Here is a 13,249-nt window from a genome sequence, read left to right as displayed (position 1 = left end):
CTTTCCTTCACTCTTTGCCAAGTCTCTCGAGGCATCTAAGCAGAGAGACACAATCCGGCACATTCAGCTTCAAATCCTCCAAAGGGGAACACCATTGATCTTGAGCCATGGCTCAAGGCTCAACCGAGCGCTGCTCTAGCTGTCGGCTGAGCGGCGGCGCAGCCTGCCTCTCCGCGCCGCAGCGCCAACGAGGACGATGCCCCCCAGCGCCGAGAGCAGGAGTGCAGACGGCTCGGGCACCGCGACGACGTCGAGATAGACCTCCTTGGTCGTTTCGTCCGTGTGCACGCTGGCCGAGAAGCCCATCCAGCCCCACTCATCGGGGTCCGTCTCCCATCCATGGTCCGTGAGCCGACCGGTGTAGCGGAGCAGGAGATAGCTTCCCTCGGTGATGGGCGTTCCGTCGGTGGTACCCATATACAGCCCTCCGTCGAGAGTAAGGTCGCCCTCGACCGTGATCAGCGACCGGTTGGAGCAGAAAATATTCGTCCAGCTCTCCGCGCCCAGCTCCAGGTCGCCGAGGATCGTCAGCCGCCCGTCGTCGGTCGACATGTTGTTCCGGAGAGTCAGATAGGCGGCTCCCACCCGCAGGTCGCCCGCCAGCTCCGCGTCGCCAGAGAAGGACACGGTTGCGGAGGCGTTTCCGGTGACATGGATTCCCGGGGTGGACAGCCTCGCCCCGGAGGTCACTGTTGCCATGAGCAGGTTTTCATTGCCCACCTCGATTTCCCCGCCGCTGATTTCCAGCGAAGACCCCTTCCCGCTCGCAATGATCTCGATCACGCTGTTCCGGCAGGCGGCGTCGATGATGAGTCCGGCGACCGCGAGGGTTCCGCGTTCCGGCGTTTCAGAGTCGGAGACGGGGTCGTAATTGGACGATTCGAGCCACAACGACCGTCCCGCTCCCGCCGCGAGCGTCACCGTCCCCATGCGCTCCGTGAAGCCTGCGGGGTTCCCAAACTCCCGGACGAGCGAGACCCGGCCCTGGTAGACCGTGATCGGTGCCGTGTCGGAAATCCGATCCGGCATCTCCGCCGCCCCGGATGGCCCCATGAAATAGAGACCCCCCATCCCCTCATCGCTCCCCAGTGTCCACCCCGAGGCATGGGCCATGCTCCCGCCGATCGACATGTCTCCCTGCACGGACACCGCTCCCGCATAGCTCGCAGCCGCCCAGACGTTCATGTTGCCGCGAAAAACCAGCGAACCGCTGCCGGCGATGTCCCCGGTGAGCGAGACCGAGTACGGCTGCGACGCTGCGGTCACCGTTCCATCGCGCGAGCCAAAGTCCAGATTCACGCTCACGCCCATGGCTCCCGGCTCGACCAGCAGGTCGGTAAGCGCGACCGTGCCGGTACCGCCCAGCCCCGCGTTAACCGCCAGAGACCGCACCTCCCGGTTGCCCGCGAGTTCGGTATACGCATCGAGCCGCACATGGTCCTGCGCCGTGGCCGTCGAGAGGTCCGTGGAGGTCGTCGCCGACACCACGCCGGCCGCCGCGTCGTACCCGGCGTATTCGTACCGCCCAGATTGGCTGGAAAACAGATACTGCCCGCCGAGGAAAGCCGAGGGAGCGACATTCCCCACCTGAAAACTGCCGCCGCCGGAGGCGTCGAAAAGGATGTTACCACTCGCCCCGACATCGAGAGATGCCACGGAGAGGACCGCCTGCCTCTCACTCTCCGCAACCGCCTTGAGAGTGGACAACTGCCGCACCTTTACCTGACCCAGCGTTTCGACGACGTCCGCGTCCGCGTTGCCGAGCAGTTCGATCGTGCCATTGTCTAGCGTCACCGGGATCGTTGATGCGACCCTCGCGGTGACCACAGCCTCCCGGTTGTCGAGCGACAACGTCCCTCCGCTCACACTCAGGCTGGGGGAAGTCCCCGGCGCCGCTACGATTTTGCCATTCTCGCCAGCGAGGAGGAACCTCGCGCCTAAACTCTGGATGGCCACGGGCACGCCCGCCTCCAGCGTACCCTTCATGGCGAGATCAAATCCCGGACTCCCAAGGTGCACCTCGAATCCCGAAAAGTACGGTGCGCCGCGCTCGTCCCAGGTGCGGATATCGAGCGCTATCGTGGCGCTACCCGTGAAGCCGTATGAAACGCCGATCCACCCCAGCCGCAGCGAGTCTCCCGTCAGCGTCACGCCATCCCTGAGGTTGAGGCCCGAAAAGGTGGCCCCCGTGATGTCGCTCACGACAGTCGATGAAGCGCCCGAGAGATCCAGAGACTCCTCCCCAGAGGCATTCCCCGTGGGTGCCGTCCCGCCCTGCCAGTTGCCGGGATTCGAGACGAGCCCGTCCCCCGCCGCTCCCGTCCATGTGAACTGCTGCGCCCGCGCCGATGCGCTGAGAAAGATGACCGCGACCAGGATGCCAATGTGCCCTTTCATAGCCCAGATCACGATGTGATAGTTTCCCCCTGCGTAAGCGCCTGCGTGGGTTCCGGCCCCCGGAAGGTTCGCCCGCCGTTTCTCCGACAACCCTGGAGCGACAGCGCCCCTGCCGGATCTCCATGCCCGGCCCCACTCCGCATATCACTTAGCGTAGCGCTCATCCTGCGCGAGTGCTTACTTAGACTCCGCCACTCAGGCAAGAAAGTCTTATACAACGCCGGGAGACCGCCCCGAACATCGAATAGCCCCCGCCTGCGCAACCTGTTGTCAAAGCAAACATTAAGGATAGATCCCAAGCCCTCCGCTCGCGCGGAAAAAATTTAGCAACTCTCAGCCTCCCTGGAAAAATCTCCTCCGGATTCCCCACCTCAAGCAGGCCAGCCCCCAGCATGCTCACTCGACGCGAGAACGGCACACTGCCCTCATTCACCCTACGTAGCGATACTCTGCCTCTGTCCCTGCGCCACGCGGGCAGATCGGGCCGCGGCGAAAGACACGAAATGACTCCGCCCCGCGCAGGGCTCTGGTTTAGGATACTCGCCGTGGAAACATGGCAACTCGTCTTGCTGGATCTTTATATTGCCGCCTGGGCCATCGGGATGGTCCTGCAGACGCTGCTCGTTCGCTGGCTGAAAGCAAAGACCAGCGAGGAGCTGGACCCGCACCTGGGACCCGGAGCCAGGGCGAAGCTCTCCGGATATTCGATTGCCAGCTCGATGATCTTGCTTCGGCTGATCTTCACAGACACCCCCCTGTCTCGCAGTCCCGACCTTCGCACCATATGCCTCTGGCTCAGAGGTTGTGTGATTCTCATCGCCGTCTCGCTGGCCGCTTTCCCCTTCCTCATGTTCCTCAGCTAAACCTCCCGCCAAGCGCCCGAATCAGGCAGAAACCCGTCTCCCTTTCCAAGGGGACTGATTCCGGAAACCACGCGCGACACCCTGCGGGATTTCCCTTACACTCCTCTCGCAAGCCATCATGATTTCCACGCAGTTCATCCGGCGGGTAACGCTCAAGCGCGAGACGGTCGAGACCTTCGACCGGTATCCGTTTTCCCTCCCGGCCATCCGCTCGCTGGACCACATCGACCTGCACCCAAAGGTCACCTTCTTCGTCGGCGAAAATGGCTCCGGCAAGTCCACCCTGCTGGAGGCCGTCGCGGTGTCGCTCGGCTTCAATGCGGAGGGCGGCAGCAGAAACTTCCGCTTCTCCACCCGCAGCTCGCACTCGCCGCTGCACGAGCACCTGCGCATCACGCGGGGCAGCGAGCGCCCGCGCGACGGCTTCTTTCTCCGCGCCGAGAGCTTTTACAATGTCGCCACCGAGATCGAGAAACTCGACGCCGGGCCGGGCGACTCCGCCCCGCTCGCAGATGCCTACGGCGGCCGTTCGCTCCATGAACAGTCCCACGGCGAGTCCTTCCTCAACCTCGTCATGCACCGCTTCCGGGGGCGCGGAGTCTACATCCTCGACGAACCCGAGTCCGCCCTCTCGCCGCAGCGCCAGCTTGCCGTCCTCTCGCGCATTCACGACCTCGTCGGCGAGGGTTCCCAGTTCCTCATCGCCACGCATTCCCCGATCCTCATGGCCTATCCCGATACCCGCATCTATCAATGCAGCGCCGACGGCATCTCGCGCATCGCCTACGAGGACACCGAGCACTTTCAGGTCACGCGCGATTTCCTTTCCAACCCCACGCGCATGCTGCAAATCCTCCTGCACCGCGACGCATAGCCAGGAAACAGGTCGGCCGATACATACCGGGCAAAAAGTGCCCGGCCTTCACTCCACGGAGGCCACAGCCTCTCTCGCCCATCGTACGAACTCCCTCTTCTGCTCCACGATGGCCAGCGGGACTTCGTAGTATTTCTTCAGCGCCGCCTTCCTGCTGCCGGGTGTCACAAAGAACGTGGTGCCCGCCTCCTCGTAGCGCTTCCGGGTGTGAGGGTTAGTGTGAAAATACAGTTTCCCGCCGTGGATGATTCCAAAGAAGATCTCGCCCGCATAAAGACCGAATCCGCCAAACATCCGGCGGAACCGGAGATTCGCCATCACGTCGAGTTGATCCTCAACAAGCTGCTGAAAAGCGTCGGAGGCGGATTTCATGGCGATGGCAGGAGCACTTCACCTGATAGTCCATCATTCGATCCGCTACGAGCAGGAAATCATTCCCACCTTGGCGACCTCCCTCGTATTTCAAAACACAGCGCGTACCGACTCCAGGGACCCTATGGATACATCGCTTTCAAAAAGAAATACGCCATCACGGCGTTGTAGGCGACGTGGATCGCGATGCAGTTCCAGAGGTTTTTCGTCTTTTCAAAGGCCAGGCAGATCGTGACCTGGAGGAGGGCGAGCATCAGGAAATACCACACCGATGCCGTCGCGACTTTCCAATGCGTGAGAGTCCCGATGAAAACGAGCGCCCCCACGCTCACCGGCACCCCGTAGCCCTTGCGAAATACCTGGTAGAGAAAGCCCCGCATCACCAGCTCCTCCAGGAATGGTCCCGCCACCAGCATCACGGCGTACAAATACGCCCCCTCGCGGGAGCCATTGGCAAACGTCTTCAGGAAGGAAGAATTCGCCGCCGCCTCCGCTGGAAATCTGGAACCCAGATAGCTCGCCGCGAAGCCCAGCGCGAGACCGAGGAGGACGAGCGGGATTGAGACATCACGCGGCGGAAACCGCAGGCCCAGCTGGCGAAGATATTCCCCCGCCGAAGGCCGCCGCAGAAACAAATACACCACCCCCAGCGCAGCCAATCCCCCGATCGCCGTCACGCTGAACACCCCCCACGGACTTCCGAGCCAATACGCAAACCCTCGCGACACCACACACCCCGCCACCGCCAGCACGGCGACAACGACTTGCGAACCGTACAACGCCGCAAAGCATAGCCAGGGGAGAATGTAAGCTTTCAGGGCGGGGCGCATCGCTAAACCAAAGTATGCCAAGGAGAGAATAAGGTTTGCGGGCAAAAGTCAAAACGACTCGCCGCCGACAGCGGAACCCTGAGCGCGGGGCGCGTCCTCGAGATTCCAGGCGGGCCGGTCTCAAGCCATGGTCATTACCGGAAGAAAAGAAACAGCGGCCCCGCCGATATCGCCAGCAGGACCAGCGGCGCGGCCCAAAAGTGCAGCGCCGAATAGACGAGCGCCTTCGCCGGGCGGCGGCTCAGGTAAATCACCGGAAAGCTATCGATCTCCGGTTTCGTGGAATACCCCGCGTAGCTGGTGATCTGGTATTGCGCCCCGTCCACGGCGGTAAACGCGACCACCGGGTGAAAGTACACCCTGCGCCCCCGGGGCTCCCAGCCGACGACCCTGCCCGGCGTACGTTCGCCGTTAAGGAAAAGATCCAGCCGCCTCCACAGCAGGCACGCGCCAAAGACCGCGCAGCCGATCCCGCAGAGAAGAAAGTAAAGCTTTTCCATACCCGGAGCAGTCATAGAAAAACGAGGCCCATGGCGCAAGACCTTGCATCCCGGCTCGCTCCATCGCAGCCCTCCCGCGAGCATCGCCACGCCGCTGAGCCAAGCAGGCCGACAGATGAGGAAAATCGTCGCGTCACCACGGAAACCTCGAGATAAACCGCTCCAGCCAGGACCGGGCCTTCGTCCCCACCATCAAAAAGACCGCGCCCACGATCACCCCTGGAACGAGGCAATACAAGGCCAGCACCCAGGCACTGGTGCCACTCGCCTGCGAATACAGCACCGCGGGCAGGCCAGCCGAGGCGCCGATGAAAAATCCCCAAAGAAACGCTCCGGAACGAAGCCTTTTCCGAATCACGGCAAACCGGGTGCGCAACCTCATGCTACCTTCCCTCCCGGAGCGCCAACCTTCCACTTAGCCTCGACGGCAGCCAGCAAAACCCCGCACCGCCCATTCCCTCTCGCGTCAAAAAGTTTGTCAAAGCAGGATGCCATCGGGATTCGCTCGCAGACAGCTAAGCAAACACGCTTTCACCCATCAACCTCAAGGAAAATGGCGCACAAAGCAAAGCCGCTCCCAGCCGCGTCGCAAGGGGGCTGCCCGCCGCGCACCACGCCGCTGCATCCGGAGCCTCTTGCCACCCATGAGCCAAGGTGCTACCTGACGGGTCACAAAACCGGATTCCCTATGAGCTACGTCGACGTGTTGATTCCAGGCCTTGCGGGCGCTGCGCTGATCTTCTTCCCGCAATGGTTCACGAAGACGCGGGGCGAGGAGTTCCAGAAAAAGCGGAAGACCTTCCGCCTGCTCGGCGCGATCCTGCTCTTCATCGCGCTGGTCTATCTGGTGATCCGCGTCGCACAGCCGTCGCCCGCCGCCGGGGCGGAGCCCGTGGTCGAGATGCATCGCACCCAGGCGACAACCGCCGACCCCTCGGGCTGGAATCTCGCCGCCTCCACGCAGGGAGGTTTCTCAGTCCTCATCCCGCTTCCGTTCAATGACTTCACCGTCAAAGCCAGAGATCCGATAGCCGACGGAACTGTGGTCCACGCGGTGGGGGCGAAAAGCTCCGAAGGGATCAAGTTTTCCGCGACAAAGATGTTCGATCCCGAGGGGAAAACGCCGCCCGATCTGGCCAGCTTCCCGCAAAACTTTCCAAAGTCCGGCTACACCGTATCGGATGTCGACACCTCGCCGTTTTCCGGCTTCCCGTCCGTTTCCTTTACCGTCAAGGGCGCATCGGGCGGAGCCTATGTCCGCTACGTCAAGGTGCCGGGGAGCATCATCGCCCTCACGCTGGAGTATCCTTCCGACCAGGAGGCAGTCGCATCAGGCTATCGCGAGAAATTCCTCTCCTCCCTCCAGATCACCGACCCCGGAGCGAGCAGGTAATACACTCCGCTCCCGTCGCCACCGAAGCGTAAAGATCAAGATGCCGCCACTGACCGGCGGACGCTCCAGAGCGGCCCACCTGCCGGGCATGGGCTGCCGGGGTGACCTCACTCCGCCCTACGCCACCCGCACCTTCGCCAGCCCGAGAAACGCCGCCAGCGGGCGCAACGCGGCGAGGACCAAGGCGCGATCCGCCACGTTCGTCGAGGCGACCAGTTCGCCCGCCGCGCGATCCGCGCGCGGGTCCACATGGCCGATGATCTCGCCGCCGGCCAGCAGCGGCAGCGCATAGTACCCGCGCACCCGCTTCGCCGCCGGCGTGTACACCTCCCACGTATAATCAAAGCTCCATACCGACCGCGCCACCGCCCGGTCGTAAACCACCGGGTCCAGCGGAGCTAATAGCACAGGCCCCGGCTCCGGCAGCGCCCCGTCGAGCAAACCCGCATCCTCCCGCAGGCAGTAGAGAATCCGATCCCCGACACGCACAGGCTGTATCAGCTTTCCCACCAGACCGCGCTGCGCCGGGCTCAGGTGAGCCAGCCTCCGCTGCCGCAGCCGCTCCAGCACGAGCCACAGCGCCTCCTCGCGCGGCGAGGCCGCCCGCGCCGCCAGGATCTCGCGCGGCAGCACCCGCTCCGTCAGGTCAAAGACCCGGCGAAAATTCTCCCGCCGGGCCACCATCAGCCGCCCATGGAGGAAGAGCTTGTCCAGCGTCGTCCGTGCCAGCGTCCCCATCGTCCCCCAGCCCGTCTCCGACCGCGCGTCATTCGCAAAAGCCCCCGTCCCCAGCGGTCCTTCATCCCGGATGCGCCGCAGGATCACCCGCGCCATCCTCCGCTGGTCCGCATCCAGCATCCCCCCGTATCCCTCGCGCGACCGCCGCGCCCGCATCGCGCGCGCCAGATACCGGTACTCCGTCACCGGCAGCGCCACCAGCACGCCGCGCCCCGGGATGTAATGCTCAAAAAACTCCCGCTCCCCCGCCGCATATAGCGTCTCCAGCAACCCGTCGCGCCGATACCGCGCCACGCGATTGCGCAGGATCAGGTCATGCATCTTGCCGCACACGTCGATCGGGTCCATCTGCACATACCCGAGATGTCGTATTGCCTCCCCCACCGACGCCCACGGAGCCGCCAGTCCTCCCGCCCGCACCACAAACCCGCGAGCCTCCGCCACCGTCACCTCTCTGGGAACCAATCCACGCGCCATAAATAAACCTCCTCTATGCCCCAAACCCGACCTCCTGTCGACTCCCGGCCATCGAAGGCGTGCCGGGTTCCAAGCGATCACGTAACACGAACTTTCCCGGGGGTACCGGATTCCCAGAGCAACCAACAGTTCCTCTCCACCGGCAACCTCGCCACCAATGACCGCGTCGCCATCTTCATGATGGATTACCCGCGCCCCGCCCGGCTGAAGCTCCCCGGCCACGCCCGCCCGTCTCGCCCGGCGCACGCGATTCTGATAGCCGCCCCCCCGCGAGAGCGCACATCGGCGCATATTCCTTTCCTTCAGCCCTCCTCTCGGAACATCCCTTCCCTTGCCTTGGTCCCACGCACTAAGCTAAGCTTCTCGCGCATCATGAAGATCCCCGGCTTCCTCGCCTTCTTCCTTGTGATCTTGAGCCCGGCCCACGCCCAGACCGCCATCCCGCTCAGAGCCTATTGCTACACCCTCCCCCGCGCGGAGGCGCTGGCCTTTATCCTCGCCCATAATCCCACCGGGCAGCCCGCCGCGAGCGTCGAGGCCCTCCAATCCCTCGTCAAAGAGAAGAAAGCCGCACTCGCCGCCTCGGCTGCCGTCAGCGTTCCGCCGGGCCAGAGAGAGAGCCTCACCAAGGGCGACCTGAGCCTCGACGCCGAGATAACCCCCTCTCCGGACCGTTCGGTCTACGACGCCACCTGCCAGGCGTCCTACAAGGGTGCCCACCTCATGGGCCGCTCACTCCTCGCTCCGAATCAGTTCGCCTTCTTCGGCCTGATCCCGAACACCAGCGACCCCGATTCCGTGCTCCTGATTTATCTGCTAATATCCGACGCCACCGCAGCGGTCGACTTCAGCAAAGACGGCACCCCGGTACACGCCCCCGGTATGCTCCCCGGCATGAGCATCCGCAATCCCTATACCGCCCAGACCTGGATCGCCGCAGATCAGCAGGGCGACCATCACTGATGAACCAGCGTGCCATGATTGCCGCCGGAGGCGTTTTCGGAATCCTCCTCGGTATGGCCATAGGTGGGATGCACCTCCTGCAAAAACTCGAACTCGACCGCCACGCACACTGGCCAGGAGCCGAGGCGCGGGTCGTCTCTACTCGCGTGATATCCGTGTCCCTTGGCAGCGAAGATTCGATGAGGTCTCAGCAACCCAGAGTCTCCCTGAAAGTCGACGGAGTGGAATACCTCTCGGAGCCAAAGAACCGCCCCGTCCTTTCAAAGGGACAGGCCACATACCTCGCCAAGCTCGTCCCAGGCGACACCATCCGCCTCCGGTACAATCCCGACTCCCCGGCCGAGACCGTCCTGTTTGACCACGCAGACTCCTCGATCCGCTTTGGCCTCGCGTGCGGCGCCGTCGTTATCGTCATGGGGATACTCTTCCTGGTTGCATCGACGACCATCAAGGAAAGCAAAGACCCGACCGACCCCGGGCACCCGGGAAACGAACCCACCGATCCGGCGCGACCATGACGAGGCTGCGGCTCAGTCTGCCTCTCTCCGCCGTCGCTCCTCAAAACTCTGGCGCAAATGCACCGCCAGGTCCTCGAGATTGATTGGCTTGTACATATACCCGGAGACCCCTGCCTGCATCGCCTCATCATGGTCCTGCGCCACGGTATTGGCTGTTACCGCGACGATGAAGGCCGGGGCCACGCCTTGCTCCGCCTCGTGCTTTCGGATCCTCCTCGTCGCCTCGATGCCGTCCATCCGCGGCATCTGGATGTCCATCAGGATGCAATCCGGCCGGCGCCTCTCGTAAAAGTCCACGGCCTCCAGCCCGTCCCCCGCGGTTTCTACCTCATAGCCCAGCCTCTTGAGCACCATCTTGATCAGGCGCAGATTGATGGCATCATCCTCGACGATCAGGATGCTCTGCGGATAGATCGCCGCAAAGCCGCTGTCCAGGCTCGGCGTCGATGGCTCCGGCCCCGCCGGGTTCGCTGACTCCAGCAGCGGCAGCCGCAGCGAGAAGCTCGATCCCCGACCCACCTCGCTCTGCATCAGGATCTCACCGCCCATCAGTCTCGCCAGGCTTCGCGAGATCGACAGCCCCAGGCCCGTGCCGCCATGCCGCCTCGCCAGGGAGGAGTCCGACTGCTGAAAGGCATCAAATATCCGCTCGCTCTGGTCCTTCGGAACGCCCTCGCCGCTATCCCGCACCACGACCTCCATCTCCGCCTCCGTCGCCCGCCGCAGGCTGACCGAGATCCCCCCGCGGGCCGTGAACTTCAGCGCATTGCCGATCAGGTTGAGCAAGATCTGCCGTACCCGCACCTCGTCGCCGCTCACCAGCTCCGGCACATCATCCGCGACCTGCACCGCAAACTTCAGCCCCGCCTTTTCCGCCTGCGGCCGGAAGAGCGTCTCGATCTGCCCGAGCAGTTCCCTCGGTGAATAGTCCCCATAGACGATATTGAGCTGACCCGCCCCCAGGCTGCTCACGTCCAGCACGTCATTGAGGATGCGCTGGAGCGACCGCCCGCTCGAGTTGATCGACTCCACCGCCACCCGCTCGTCGCCCGAGAGTTGCGCGGATCGCTTCAGCATCTCGGCAAACCCGAGGATGCCATTCATCGGCGTGCGGATCTCGTGGCTCATCACGGCCAGAAACTCGCTCTTCACCCGCTCCCCGGCCTGAGCCGCCCGCGTGAGGTCCCGCTGGGTCTCCAGCGCTTGCGATAGTTCACGCTCCCGCTCCCGCTCCTTCGTCACGTCAAATGTCATCCCGATCACTCGGCTCACCCGGCCCGTACCATCTGCGATCGCCTTGGCGATGGTATGGATGAACCGCACCTCGCCATCCGTGCGCCGGATGATACGGCACCCGTGATCCACCTCCTCGATCTCCCGATTCAACATCCCCCGCAGCCTTTCCTGCGCCGCCTCGCGATCCTCCGGGTGAATGCTGGTGGCAAACTCCTCCACCGCGATCATCCGCTCTCCGGTCAGTCCATAAATCTCCGCGATCTCGTCATTGATCGCCACCTGCGGCGAATCGATCAGCCAGTCCCACACCCCGATGCGGCCCAGAGTCGTCGCCAGCAGCAGCCGCTCGGCGGTCAGCCGCTCGGCCAGGATAGCCTGCCTCTGCCTCGTAAAATCATGCATCACCGCCACCGCCCCGATCAGCGTGCCGTCCTCGCCATCCCGGATCGCATCCGCATTGGCCACCAGGTGCCGCTCCGGCTGGCCCTCCGTCTTGATCGTCATCTCCACCTCCCGCACTCTCTCCCCGCGCAACGCCCGCAGCAGCGGCACATCCTCCTCACGCATCGGCGTCACCCCGTCTCCCTGGTAGAGTCCATAGGCACGCGGCAGTTCGCCCGCCGGCATACTCTGCGCATCGATGCCATGCCACTCCCTCGCCGCCCGGTTAAAGAATGTCAGCTCGCCTGCGGCATTGCACGCCACCACCCCGTCCGCCAGGTTTTCCAGGATGCGGCTCATGAATGCCCGCTGCTCGCGGAGCCTCTGCTCTGCCGCCCTCTTCTCCGTGATGTCCCGGGTCACCTTGGAGAATCCCTGCAATCTTCCCTCCTCATCGCGCACCGCCGTCAGGATCGCGCTCGCATAAAAGAGCGACCCGTCCTTTCTCACCCTCCATCCCTCATTTTCCACCCGGCCCAGCCTCGCCGCCCGTTGCAGCTCGTGCTGCGGCACCCCGCGCTCCACATCCTCCCGGGGATAGAATATCGTATAGTTCCTCCCCAGGATCTCCGCGGCCGCATACCCCTTGATCCGCTCCGCCCCGGAGTTCCAGCTCGTGATATTTCCCTCCGCATCCATCATGATCAGCGCGTAATCCTTCACGCTCTCAATCAAGAGTCGATGCCTTAGCTCGCTATCCGCCAGTTCCTTCGTCCGCTCCTCCTCGACCCGCTCCAGCGAGGGAATCTTCCTGAGAAACAACCGATGCCGGTAAAGCGCGACGACCGTTAGGATCGATACCAGCGCCGCGCCCGCCTCGATCGCCGTCGCGTAGTCCTGCCACGGGTACCACGCCAGCGAGGCCTCCGCCAGATGCGTCAACCCGCTGAGAGCGAGGAACGCCACAATCAACCACCACAGGCTCGGCTTGCTTAGCTTTCGCTGCCTCCACAGGAAACACACGATACCCCCGGCGATCACCAGATACGCCAGGAATATCGCAATGTCCGACCCCACATCAAGCCACCCGGGCACGCCCGGCAAATACCCGACCTGTCCTCGCGGGGGGAGCTGAGGGACATCCGATTGCATCATAAGCACAATTCCGGAACGCCACTTTAGCCCAACCCTTCACCGAAGCAAACTTTCCCTGAGCCAGGCTCCCGCGACCTGGCCGGTAATTCTTTGATTTCGCCCCCCCTCGGAATAATCCTCCCCGCCCCACGATCGCATTGACGCCAACGCACCACAGGAGTAGTGAGGAGCCAAGTTGGTCAACGTCCCGTGGAATCGGCATTCCCGAAAGGTCTGGCCGGTCCCGCGGTGCGGAGACTGGCGCAGTATTCCACCCATTCACTCCACACAATGAAAACCACCCTCACCCGCAGCGCTCTCGCGCTCGCCGCCCTCCTCGTCGTCTTCACCGCCCCCGCCCATGCCGACCAGCCGCACATGGACGCCGCCATCAACTACCTCGAGCAGGCCAAGGCCCAGCTCAAGGAAGCCGAGCACAACAAAGGCGGCTGGCGCGTCGAGGCCATCAAGCAGATCGATGCCGCCATCAAGAGCATCCAGAACGGCAAATCCGCCGCCGATTCCTAGGATTTCCTAATCCTTAACAAAAGAGCCCGGCCGAGCAATCCGCCG

The 13,249-nt window shown here is 63.5% G+C and carries 13 protein-coding genes; 6 read left to right on the top strand and 7 right to left on the bottom strand.

Features of this window, described 5'->3' with window-relative positions:
• Positions 1-135: 135 nt before the first annotated feature.
• A complete protein-coding gene (locus tag TSACC_RS04635; protein ID WP_075078220.1) occupies positions 136-2,397 on the bottom strand; it encodes a PEP-CTERM sorting domain-containing protein in 2,262 nt (753 codons plus the stop codon).
• 503 nt (positions 2,398-2,900) lie between these two features.
• On the opposite strand from TSACC_RS04635, the gene TSACC_RS04630 reads away from it, so the two are divergent.
• Both TSACC_RS04630 and TSACC_RS04625 read left to right on the top strand, forming a co-directional pair.
• On the top strand, positions 2,901-3,260 hold the full coding sequence (locus TSACC_RS04630) for a hypothetical protein (protein WP_075078219.1): 360 nt from the start codon (positions 2,901-2,903) through the stop codon (positions 3,258-3,260).
• A gap of 118 nt (positions 3,261-3,378) precedes the next feature.
• Positions 3,379-4,134: an AAA family ATPase gene (locus tag TSACC_RS04625; RefSeq protein WP_075078218.1), complete on the top strand. Its 756-nt coding sequence runs from the start codon at positions 3,379-3,381 to the stop codon at positions 4,132-4,134.
• 48 nt (positions 4,135-4,182) lie between these two features.
• Here the strand turns inward: TSACC_RS04625 and TSACC_RS04620 are convergent, their stop codons facing one another.
• From TSACC_RS04620 to TSACC_RS04605, 4 genes are all read right to left on the bottom strand, one after another.
• Entirely contained in the window at positions 4,183-4,506 is a 324-nt protein-coding gene (locus TSACC_RS04620) for a TfoX/Sxy family protein (RefSeq protein ID WP_075078217.1), read from the bottom strand.
• Between the two features lie 122 nt (positions 4,507-4,628).
• Positions 4,629-5,336: a CPBP family intramembrane glutamic endopeptidase gene (locus TSACC_RS04615; protein WP_075078216.1), complete on the bottom strand. Its 708-nt coding sequence runs from the start codon at positions 5,334-5,336 to the stop codon at positions 4,629-4,631.
• A gap of 134 nt (positions 5,337-5,470) precedes the next feature.
• A complete protein-coding gene (locus TSACC_RS04610) occupies positions 5,471-5,851 on the bottom strand; it encodes a DUF3592 domain-containing protein (protein WP_169809535.1) in 381 nt (126 codons plus the stop codon).
• Between the two features lie 118 nt (positions 5,852-5,969).
• Positions 5,970-6,218, bottom strand: a complete 249-nt coding sequence (locus TSACC_RS04605; RefSeq protein ID WP_075078214.1) for a hypothetical protein — start codon at positions 6,216-6,218, stop codon at positions 5,970-5,972.
• Positions 6,219-6,524: 306 nt separating this feature from the next.
• On the opposite strand from TSACC_RS04605, the gene TSACC_RS04600 reads away from it, so the two are divergent.
• On the top strand, positions 6,525-7,229 hold the full coding sequence (locus TSACC_RS04600; protein ID WP_075078213.1) for a hypothetical protein: 705 nt from the start codon (positions 6,525-6,527) through the stop codon (positions 7,227-7,229).
• 117 nt (positions 7,230-7,346) lie between these two features.
• On the opposite strand, the gene TSACC_RS04595 is transcribed toward TSACC_RS04600, so the two are convergent.
• The gene (locus TSACC_RS04595; RefSeq protein WP_075078212.1) at positions 7,347-8,444 is read right to left on the bottom strand and encodes a DNA glycosylase AlkZ-like family protein; all 1,098 of its coding nucleotides are present in this window, start codon (positions 8,442-8,444) and stop codon (positions 7,347-7,349) included.
• A 372-nt stretch (positions 8,445-8,816) separates the two neighbouring features.
• Here TSACC_RS04595 and TSACC_RS22335 point away from each other — a divergent pair, with 372 nt between their 5' ends.
• Together TSACC_RS22335 and TSACC_RS04585 are read left to right on the top strand one after the other, a co-directional pair.
• Positions 8,817-9,407: a hypothetical protein gene (locus TSACC_RS22335; RefSeq protein ID WP_075078211.1), complete on the top strand. Its 591-nt coding sequence runs from the start codon at positions 8,817-8,819 to the stop codon at positions 9,405-9,407.
• A complete protein-coding gene (locus tag TSACC_RS04585; protein WP_075078210.1) occupies positions 9,407-9,925 on the top strand; it encodes a DUF3592 domain-containing protein in 519 nt (172 codons plus the stop codon). The genes TSACC_RS22335 and TSACC_RS04585 overlap by 1 nt, the downstream gene beginning before the upstream one ends.
• A gap of 12 nt (positions 9,926-9,937) precedes the next feature.
• On the opposite strand, the gene TSACC_RS04580 is transcribed toward TSACC_RS04585, so the two are convergent.
• Complete coding sequence (locus TSACC_RS04580) at positions 9,938-12,697, bottom strand: PAS domain S-box protein (RefSeq protein WP_075078209.1); 2,760 nt, start codon at positions 12,695-12,697, stop codon at positions 9,938-9,940.
• Positions 12,698-12,967: 270 nt separating this feature from the next.
• On the opposite strand from TSACC_RS04580, the gene TSACC_RS04575 reads away from it, so the two are divergent.
• Positions 12,968-13,204 (top strand): hypothetical protein, encoded by a 237-nt coding sequence (locus TSACC_RS04575; protein WP_075078208.1) that lies wholly within the window; start codon positions 12,968-12,970, stop codon positions 13,202-13,204.
• Positions 13,205-13,249: the final 45 nt, after the last annotated feature.

The sequence above is a fragment of the Terrimicrobium sacchariphilum genome (assembly GCF_001613545.1).
Classification (GTDB): Bacteria; Verrucomicrobiota; Verrucomicrobiia; order Chthoniobacterales; family Terrimicrobiaceae; genus Terrimicrobium; species Terrimicrobium sacchariphilum.
Note: the sequence above shows the minus strand (reverse complement) of the source record. Positions and strands in the feature narration are given on the sequence as shown.

What these genes read in the sequence shown, in the direction of transcription:
- TSACC_RS04575 (WP_075078208.1), top strand. Translation starts at nt 12,968, where the DNA reads ATGAAAACCACCCTCACCCGCAGCGCTCTCGCGCTCGCCGCCCTCCTC.
- TSACC_RS04630 (WP_075078219.1), top strand. Translation starts at nt 2,901, where the DNA reads ATGACTCCGCCCCGCGCAGGGCTCTGGTTTAGGATACTCGCCGTGGAA.
- TSACC_RS04625 (WP_075078218.1), top strand. Translation starts at nt 3,379, where the DNA reads ATGATTTCCACGCAGTTCATCCGGCGGGTAACGCTCAAGCGCGAGACG.
- TSACC_RS04585 (WP_075078210.1), top strand. Translation starts at nt 9,407, where the DNA reads ATGAACCAGCGTGCCATGATTGCCGCCGGAGGCGTTTTCGGAATCCTC.
- TSACC_RS04600 (WP_075078213.1), top strand. Translation starts at nt 6,525, where the DNA reads ATGAGCTACGTCGACGTGTTGATTCCAGGCCTTGCGGGCGCTGCGCTG.
- TSACC_RS04605 (WP_075078214.1), bottom strand. Translation starts at nt 6,218, where the DNA reads ATGAGGTTGCGCACCCGGTTTGCCGTGATTCGGAAAAGGCTTCGTTCC.
- TSACC_RS04635 (WP_075078220.1), bottom strand. Translation starts at nt 2,397, where the DNA reads ATGAAAGGGCACATTGGCATCCTGGTCGCGGTCATCTTTCTCAGCGCA.
- TSACC_RS04610 (WP_169809535.1), bottom strand. Translation starts at nt 5,851, where the DNA reads ATGACTGCTCCGGGTATGGAAAAGCTTTACTTTCTTCTCTGCGGGATC.
- TSACC_RS04620 (WP_075078217.1), bottom strand. Translation starts at nt 4,506, where the DNA reads ATGAAATCCGCCTCCGACGCTTTTCAGCAGCTTGTTGAGGATCAACTC.
- TSACC_RS22335 (WP_075078211.1), top strand. Translation starts at nt 8,817, where the DNA reads ATGAAGATCCCCGGCTTCCTCGCCTTCTTCCTTGTGATCTTGAGCCCG.
- TSACC_RS04595 (WP_075078212.1), bottom strand. Translation starts at nt 8,444, where the DNA reads ATGGCGCGTGGATTGGTTCCCAGAGAGGTGACGGTGGCGGAGGCTCGC.
- TSACC_RS04580 (WP_075078209.1), bottom strand. Translation starts at nt 12,697, where the DNA reads ATGATGCAATCGGATGTCCCTCAGCTCCCCCCGCGAGGACAGGTCGGG.
- TSACC_RS04615 (WP_075078216.1), bottom strand. Translation starts at nt 5,336, where the DNA reads ATGCGCCCCGCCCTGAAAGCTTACATTCTCCCCTGGCTATGCTTTGCG.